Below are 8,711 nucleotides of genomic sequence, written 5' to 3'. Positions count from 1 at the left end.
TTACCAATACAACCCGTATTACAGTCTATTATTTATTAAACCGTTATGATGATATTGAATAAAAGCGAGAAGCTTTTTTTTGAGTGTAGTCGAAACAGGAATATTGTTTTTTATAATTACATTCTTTTCTAAATTGACGGTATCCCCTCTAAATTTTTCTCCATCAAAAACCACATATTTAGCGTTTGATAACATTCTAAATCGTCCTTCACTGTATAACAAAGCCGTTCCGCCCTGCGAAAAATTGAAGATTGACTCTCCAAAACAATTAAGTTTATCATACTTTTTATCTAAAAAATCAAGGATAGAAGGAACGATATCGGCATGCTGCGTAATCTTATTAGGAACAATCTTACTTTTTAGCAAAACATTCATTTTTTGTGAGCCATGAAAAAGAATGAGAGGAACCCTGTAGGCACCTATTTCATTATTATACTTTGGCACAGAACTTTGTTGAGTATGATCACCCGTAATCACAAACAGCGTATTTTTGAACCATGGAGTATGCTTAATACTTTCAAAAAACTGGCTAAGCGCATAATCTGCATATCCAATACTTTCATGAATTTCTAAAGGCCCCTTTCTGAAACGTCCTACATATTTGGTCGGAATTGTATATGGTGAATGAGAGCTGAGCGTAAAAATAGCGTTGATGAATGGTTGTTTTTGCTCATTTGTTTTTTGGGCACAAAACTGTAAAAAAGGTTCATCAAAAATCCCCCAGTTTCCATCAAAATCCTTTTTATTAGGATATTCATTTAATCCATAATATTGCTGAAAACCTGCCATTTGAGAAAACCCTTCGAATCCCATCGAGCCGTTTCTGGCGCCATGAAAGAAGGCTGAAGAATACCCAAATCGCTTTAATATATTGGCCAAGCCCGGTAGGTTATTTGCCTGATACTTGGAGGTAATGTAAGGTTCATCCATTAGTTTGGGCATACTTGCTAGTACCGCAGGCACGGCATCTATTGATTCGCGTCCGTTAGCAAAATGATTCCGCATACAAACTCCAGCCCGCCCCAACGAGTCCAAAAATGGTGTATATCCTGTGTATTGATTATAAATTCCCATGTATTCAGCACTTAAACTTTCAACGATAACTACCATTACATTTTGAGGCTCACGAACCTCTGTATCAGACATTTGTCTATTTCTTGAAATCAATAAATTCATCTCTTGCTGAGACACATATTGTACAGGGCTTGTCCCTTGGGCATCTATCGTAGTTAAAAAGGTAAATGGTGTATTCAACACAAGATTACCCAATTGATGATTGTTCTGAGAAAAAGCTTGATTGATTCTGAGAGGTTTTTCCTGAAGTCCGCCTCTAAAACCCAAAATACATAAAGCTGCGATAAACAATGATACAAATACATTGAAAGGATACCATGGCACCGAGCTGTTTTGGATTTTACCTTTGGAGGGTTTCGGTAAAAATTTGATAAAAATCCATGATAAAACAAACATTATAATACCCAAATACCAATACTTTCCGAGTAGATTTGGGGCTTGCTGTACAGCATCTCCCATAATACTGTTGATTTCAAAGTTGGTTCTTCGACCAATGAATTTGTAATATTCTAAGTCAATGACCCCCAAACTTAAAAATGCCAAATTAGGTATCACAAACAGATTTTGTAGTATTTTTTGGTAAAAAGTTTCTTCCCAACGGCTAGGCGATAACATAAATGAGCCCAGTACATAAAGGATATTTATTATACAAATTGCTGATAAATCAAACCTTAAGCCTAGGATAAATGAATCAATGAGTTGAGCATAAGAAATTGTTTGAAATGAAGGCGTATTAAACAGAAAAAACAAAATTCGTAAAATACTGTAAAACAACATTAGCCACAATATGCGTCTTAATAAAAGTGAAAACTGGAAATAGAGAAGTTTCATATATTTATTTGTTTGAATTTTAGAAATTACGGAGGTTACTATGCTCCTAAGGCAATTAAATCGATGAAAAAATGAGATATTTAGTACAGTTGTAGACACAAAACAGAAGTCCTTCAACCGAAAGACTTCTGTCAATAACTAGCACTTGAAAAATCAATACATTACAAAAAAATCTTATTTTGAGATAATCATCTTCTGTCCATTCGAGCTGAGAAGTCCCTTCAAAAAAAAGCTATTGAGTCCTTTTATAAAATCAATTCGATGGTACTCATCTTCGAAAAGACCATCATGAAGGATATTCTTGAGCATCCATACGTAGAGCCCAGCCGAGGCAGTATCCTCTAATTCTGTCCGATAGAGACCTTCTCTTTTTCCTCTGTTGATATTTTGTGCCATATACAGAGGGATATTACAATCTAAGAATTGGATAAACTTTTGGTAAGCTTCTAGGCAATAGACTCTTATATCGTTTAAAAACCGATAAGTGAGTTTGACGAAATTCTTTTGTAAATCCTCAAAAAACCGTTGAAGTTCGATTATGGCACTTGGTGATACCAAGGGGGTCATCTTGAGTGTATGCTCCAGTTTGGACAATATAGACTCCATAACACTAACCACAAGGGCATGTTTTGTGGGAAAGTAGACATACAAAGTTTTTTTTGAGATACCACACTCGCCAACGATTTCATCAATTGTAACAGCTTTGATACCATGTATAGAAAACAAAGACTGAGCAGTTTCAAGAATTGAAATTTGCTTACTTCTCATACGCTTACTTAATTTCGCCGATGGCTTTCTTATAATTTGCCAAACTCACTTTATATTCCACTTTTGCATCAATATGGCTCGAATAGGCCTGTTGCCAAATGGCCTGCGCTTCAAGGACATCCTTACCCGTAATGGTACCAGCCTTGTAGCGGTCGTTGGCCAATCTTAGGTTTTCTTCAGATTGCTTAATCGATAAATTTGATAAATCTATTTTTCTTAAAGTTTGATTCAATTGTAACCATGCACTTTGAACTTGTAGATTAATCAATTCTTTACTTTCTTCTAATTCCCATTTCTTCGCTTGAATTTTCAGCTCCTGCTCCTTTACCTTCAGGGCATTTTTACCCCAATCATAAATAGGAATAGAAAAATTGAGTAATCCCACGTAGGAACCAAGAAAGCTGTCTCCATTTGAAAAGTTCACCTTATTACCCACCGAGGCAAATCCAGAGAATAAAAAACTCAATTGAGGTTTATGTTCGGCTTTGATGAGTGAAGTTTTGATATGCTCAAGTTCCATCACTCTATTTAATACCTGAATTTCGGGTCTTAACTCAGCCGAATCATTGACTTTTTGCGCGAGAAGCTCATAACTAAACGTATTGATTTCATCGGTAATATTAAAGTCGATCTGGTTGGACTTACCAATGATTTGCGCCAGATTTAGTTTGGCTAATATCAAACCATCTTGCGCTTTAGCGATATTCAACTCTGCCTCGTTGAGATTGACTTCTACTCTTAGTAAATCATTTTTGTAGGTCAACCCTGCATCTACGGCATTTTTGAGTTCTTTATGTAATTGCAAAAGCATTTCTTTGTATTTCTGTGCCAAAACAATTTTTTCCTTTACCTGTACGATTTGCCAGTAAGCACTTTCTACAGACACCAACAGTTCTGATTCGGTAATAGCCTTTTGGCCTTCCGATATTTCGATAGCCTTGTTATTTGCCTGGATACCAAGCTTAATTTGTCCCCCAGTATAAATTGGCTGGGCCACAACTACGGCTCCACTTCCCAAAAAAGAAGGAAGAAGTTGGTTGAGAGGCTTTCCCACATGTAGCCCAACCACAGATGCATCAATATTAGCCCTATCGTTCAATTTGCTGGCGTCACGTGCTACTCTTGAAGCTTCAATCTGAAACTGAGCTGTCTTTATTTTTTTATTCTGAGTCAAAGCCATTTGCCTGCATTCTTCGAGTGAGTACGTGGGCGTTTGGGCATTGTTTGGGAATACCTCTACGATTAGTACAGACGTGAGAAGTACTCGGTACAATTTATGAAGTAATTTCATTGGTTTTACAGTTAGATTGTTGGCTCCCTTAAAGAGTCAAATTCTGCCTACAATAAGCCGTGGCCATCAGGATAAAGCCTATTTTCGAGCCCACAACGATTGGCTTACGGCTTAAAGCAGATTGCGATTAAGATAAATTTAATTTGGCCACCTTCATTATAAATGTTCGGGCTTGTACTGTATTTCTACGGTAGCATCAATTTCATCTTCAGGCGCTGGCATTGGTTTTACAAAACGGTAGTATAATACTGGTATTACAAAAAGTGTAAGTATCATCGAGATAATCAAACCAAATGCTAGTACACTACCTAATGGTGCCCAAAGTGGAGATTTTCCTACTATCATCGGGATAACTCCCACGGCCGCCGCCGCCGATGTGAGGAAGATAGGGCGCATCCTTCTTTTGGCCGAAGCCAGCGCTGCTGCCTTGATACTGTATTTATGCTCCAAAACAAGTTCGTCGGCATAATCTACAAGTATGATACCATTTCGTACTACAATACCAATGAGACTAATTACGCCCATAAATGCCGTCATACCGATCGGGTTATTGGTTAGATACAAGCCTAAAAATGCGCCTAAAAGACTCAACGGGAAAGTGGCAAGAATAATGAGCGTTTTTCCAAAACTCTTAAATTGAAATAATAAGGTGGCAAAAATCAAAATCAAACTTACTGATAGAGCCGTTAGCATACCTGGGGTATTTTCGCCATTAGATTCGGCATCACCACCATATTGTATGCTAATACCTGGCGGTAAATCAAGCTTCTCGATTTGTGGCTGAACTTCTTTCAAAATCACCGAAGCTCTGATGCCATTTTGTGCTTCTGCGAGTACTGTCAAGGTTTTCAGACCATTACGATGCGCAATCACCCCTGTATGCCACGAAGGAGACAACTCTGCTACTTCTCTTAGTGCTACTTTTTTCCCATAAATGGTACTTAAATGTAGGTCTCCTAAGGCGTTGATGTCTTTACGATTGTCTTCGGCATACCTCAAGAAGATATCAACAGGTTTATCGCCTTCCCATAATTGGGACACTGCATATCCTTTTAGTCCTGCGCCAAGGGTTTGGGTAATCACTTGGTGTGGTACTCCTAAGCGCGCGGCAACGTCCTCATTTATTTTGAGACTAATACCCAAATAATCATTCTCATAGTCGTTGCGAACCCAGTTTGTGCCTTTGGCTTTTTGTAAAATAGCCTCAATTTGTTCAGCCGCACGTTTTTGGTCTCTGATATTATTACCAATAATTCTAATGGCAATAGGAGAACCTTCTTGAAAACTTAGCTGACGAAAACGTACGTAACCATCTTTGATAAAGCCTTCAAATTTGGGGCGATATTCCTTTACGATTTCGTCGGTAGCCTTATTGCTGGCCGTAGTTATGAACAATTGAGCGAAGTTTCGGCGAGGGATTTCTGGCGCATACGAAGTCTGGAATCGTGGCGAGCTTGTACCCACAAAGCTTGCAATACTTAATACCCTTTTATCTTTTTTGAGAATGGTCTCTACTTCAGAAACCCTCTTATCTGTTTCGGTCAAAGCCGTACCGTCTGGCAACCATATTTCGATATTAAATTGATTTCTTTCACTGGTAGGAAAAAACTCCTGATCTACTTTTCCCGCAATCACAAAAGCAAGCAAAACTGCTCCCAGAGCCGAAAACATCGTAAGTTTTGGCCATCTAAAACAAAACTCTACGCTGATATTAAAGATATTTTGGAGATAATCTAGCAACGATTTACGAGGTGGACGGTCTGATACTGTATGTTTTAGGCCTTTTTTGATAAATACATAACACATATAGGGTGTCAAAAACAAGGCTACAAGCATAGAAGTAATCAGGGCAATGGCTACCGTAACTGGCAAGGACGCCATGAAATCTTTTGCAATACCATTCATGAAAAAAGCTAAAGGAGCAAAAGCAAAGATAATCGCCAAAGTAGCTGTGAATATTGGTAAAGTGAGCTGTGTAGCCGCTTGCCATGCACCAGTCCACGGGCTTAGTCCTTCGTCGAGCTTTTCGATGTAATTGTCTACCACCACTATGGCGTTGTCTACTACCATTCCTAATACAATAATGAGGGCTGCCAAAGATACCTGATGCAATTCGACTCCAATCATATTCATCAAACCAAAAGTGATAAGAATAGCAATCGGTGCGGCAACCGACGAAACGGCCGCCATTCGCAGTGGCAATAGCAACATCACCACAATAATTACCGATGCAATGGCCATTCCAAACTCGACCATAAAGTGATCTATACTTTCGGCAACTACAGCGGGCTGATTAACAATGTTCTCAATTTTGATATCATCTGGAAACGACTTTTGTAATTCAGCCAACTTAGCATCCACTTTTTCTCCAAATTCTACAATGTTATTTCCAGGTTGCATCTCGGTTGAGATAAGCATGACTTTATCTTTGCCAATTCTAATAAACGAGGCTTCTTCTTCATACCGTCTCTCTATATACGCAATATCTTTTAGACGCACTTGCTCACCACTAGGCGTTGTATAAATAAGCTGATTTGCAATTTCTTCCTCAGTATGATATTGACTTTTTGTAAAAATTGGAATGGTATTGGACTGAACGGTTACTTCGCCCGAGTACTCTGTAATATTTTGTCCTTGTAAAGTTCTTACAATGGTTCCCAAATCAAAGCCGTATTGTTGTATCTTTTTATCATCGATGGTCACATAAATCTGCTGACGCTGCCCACCTGAACGGTTGATTTTAGATACCTCTGGTATCGTTTTGAGCACATCTTCCATTTTGTCGAGATACTGCTCCAATTCGGCATAACTTCGAGTGGATGACGAAACAGCGATAATTTGGGCTGTTACATCGCCAAAATTACTATTTACTATGGGACCAATAACGCCAGAGGGTATCGACGACCTCAATGTAGTGTTGAGACCATGTTGTAAAGTTGCCCAAAACTTCTTTCGGTCTTTGATACGGGTATGTAGCTCGACCGTGATAAACACTTGTCCATCACGTGTTTGAGATTTAGTTTTTTGCTTATTTACCTCTTCAAAAGAAAATAAAAACTGTTCAATTTTGGAAGTAACCTGTTTCTCCATTTGTACCTCGTCGGCACCTGGATAAAAAGCGTAAACCATCGCTACAGGGGTTTCTATTTTGGGGTCTTCTGCTCGTGGCATATTCTGCAAAGAATATATTCCGAAGAGTAAGAGTAAGCTCGCTATCACAATGGTTACCTGTTTGTAACGCATAGCAGCTTCAATGAAGTTAATATTTCTTTTATTCATGTGTATTTTTACCAAGAATTAGGAATATATCCTGAGTCGAAAGTGTTGATTTTTAAAAAGTAAAAACCTTATATCTGGCTGGCAATTCCCCATTTCATTAATTGGGTTTACATTAAGAATTACTGAAATCACAGACCATAATCAGCCTCCCACCATAGATACCTGTAGTAGTAAAAAAGCTCAGTAATAAGTCTTAGTAATGAGTAGCCAAAATGGCCAGCAAAATAGTATTGGGGTTGAAAACACTACAATTGTACTTCCGAACCATCATGAAGTTTTGTTTGCCCTTCAATCACAATGCGTTCATCTTTATTCAATCCTTCTTTAATAATTACCTCTTTATTACCAATTAATGATCCAAGGGTTACACGTTTTTTAAGTACCTTTTTTTGTCCGTTCATTACATACACGTAGGTAATGTCATCTGCATCTCTAACCACCGCATTGGCTGGAATAGATAAGGCTGGTATCACACGATTTGGGTTTATTTCTACAGTGGAAATCATCCCTGGCAAAATACGATTCTGAGGATTATTCAGCTGAATCTTAACGATATAGGTCTTTGAAACGGCATCTGCTTGAGGATTGATAATGGATATTGTTCCTTTGATAGACTCGTTGAGTGTCGGGATAAAAACCGAGGCAGTCATACCTTGTCTGAAATTACCAATTTCGGCCTCTGGGACAGTAATTTTTGCAAAAACTTTATCTGTTTTAATAATACTAAAAGCTGGAACTCCGGGTGCTGCCATACTACCTTTTTCTACCAGTTTTTCGGTTATAATTCCAGAAATTGGCGCATGAAGTTTGCTATCGGCAATATGCTTGGTGTTGATATTTTTGTTGGCCTGAGCCTGCGCTACTTTAGTTTTTATCTCGATAAAATCTTTGGCAGGAAGACTCCCCTTTTGATACAAATCATTGAGTCGCTGATACATATCTTCGGCTTGTTCGAGTCCTGCCTTTGCAATAATCAAGGCATTTTCGTACTCTGTGGCATCGATACTCGCTAATAGTTGTCCTTGGCGTACGAATTGTCCCTCTTTTGCCATCACTTGGTTGATAACCCCTGCCACTGCAAAACCGATTCTACTGGTATTGTCGGGTTCGATGCTTCCTGTATAAGACAAACTTTGTATACGATTTATTTGCTGAACTTCTTGCGTACTTACACGAACAATATTGTTGGCTTGTTGCTGCTCTGCTTGTTTTTTATCACAAGAGGATAGAATCACAGTGCACACCACAAACGGGAGTACCTGTGTCAAACTTGGCTTGATCATAGAGATTTATTGTTGACTGGTTATGAATTTATGTAACAAAATTCCGCATAATCATGGCTATTGCAAAGGTCTGTATTTCTCCAAGATTGGTCAAAAAGTAAGTTTTTCTATTTTAGAGTAAATTTTTACAGAAAAATCAACCAATAAATTTGTCCAATTTAGGCTTTCAGGTAACGGATTTCAGC

General features: G+C 38.4%; 5 protein-coding genes. All 5 read right to left on the bottom strand.

Annotated elements, in window-relative coordinates; translation table 11 throughout:
• Positions 1-18: 18 nt before the first annotated feature.
• On the bottom strand, positions 19-1,905 hold the full coding sequence (locus ACOVQ4_RS01655) for an LTA synthase family protein (protein WP_421818926.1): 1,887 nt from the start codon (positions 1,903-1,905) through the stop codon (positions 19-21).
• Positions 1,906-2,079: 174 nt separating this feature from the next.
• Positions 2,080-2,673 (bottom strand): TetR/AcrR family transcriptional regulator, encoded by a 594-nt coding sequence (locus tag ACOVQ4_RS01650; RefSeq protein WP_421818925.1) that lies wholly within the window; start codon positions 2,671-2,673, stop codon positions 2,080-2,082.
• 4 nt (positions 2,674-2,677) lie between these two features.
• A complete protein-coding gene (locus ACOVQ4_RS01645) occupies positions 2,678-3,964 on the bottom strand; it encodes a TolC family protein (protein WP_421818924.1) in 1,287 nt (428 codons plus the stop codon).
• Positions 3,965-4,120: 156 nt separating this feature from the next.
• Positions 4,121-7,243 (bottom strand): efflux RND transporter permease subunit, encoded by a 3,123-nt coding sequence (locus ACOVQ4_RS01640; protein WP_421818923.1) that lies wholly within the window; start codon positions 7,241-7,243, stop codon positions 4,121-4,123.
• Between the two features lie 245 nt (positions 7,244-7,488).
• Positions 7,489-8,526 carry an efflux RND transporter periplasmic adaptor subunit gene (locus ACOVQ4_RS01635; RefSeq protein WP_421818922.1) on the bottom strand — a complete coding sequence of 346 codons (1,038 nt, stop codon included), beginning with the start codon at positions 8,524-8,526 and terminating at the stop codon, positions 7,489-7,491.
• Positions 8,527-8,711: the final 185 nt, after the last annotated feature.

The organism is Flectobacillus sp. (assembly GCF_049240685.1).
GTDB lineage: Bacteria > Bacteroidota > Bacteroidia > Cytophagales > Spirosomataceae > Flectobacillus.
Note: the sequence above shows the minus strand (reverse complement) of the source record. Positions and strands in the feature narration are given on the sequence as shown.

What these genes read in the sequence shown, in the direction of transcription:
- ACOVQ4_RS01645 (WP_421818924.1), bottom strand. Translation starts at nt 3,964, where the DNA reads ATGAAATTACTTCATAAATTGTACCGAGTACTTCTCACGTCTGTACTA.
- ACOVQ4_RS01635 (WP_421818922.1), bottom strand. Translation starts at nt 8,526, where the DNA reads ATGATCAAGCCAAGTTTGACACAGGTACTCCCGTTTGTGGTGTGCACT.
- ACOVQ4_RS01640 (WP_421818923.1), bottom strand. Translation starts at nt 7,243, where the DNA reads ATGAATAAAAGAAATATTAACTTCATTGAAGCTGCTATGCGTTACAAA.
- ACOVQ4_RS01655 (WP_421818926.1), bottom strand. Translation starts at nt 1,905, where the DNA reads ATGAAACTTCTCTATTTCCAGTTTTCACTTTTATTAAGACGCATATTG.
- ACOVQ4_RS01650 (WP_421818925.1), bottom strand. Translation starts at nt 2,673, where the DNA reads ATGAGAAGTAAGCAAATTTCAATTCTTGAAACTGCTCAGTCTTTGTTT.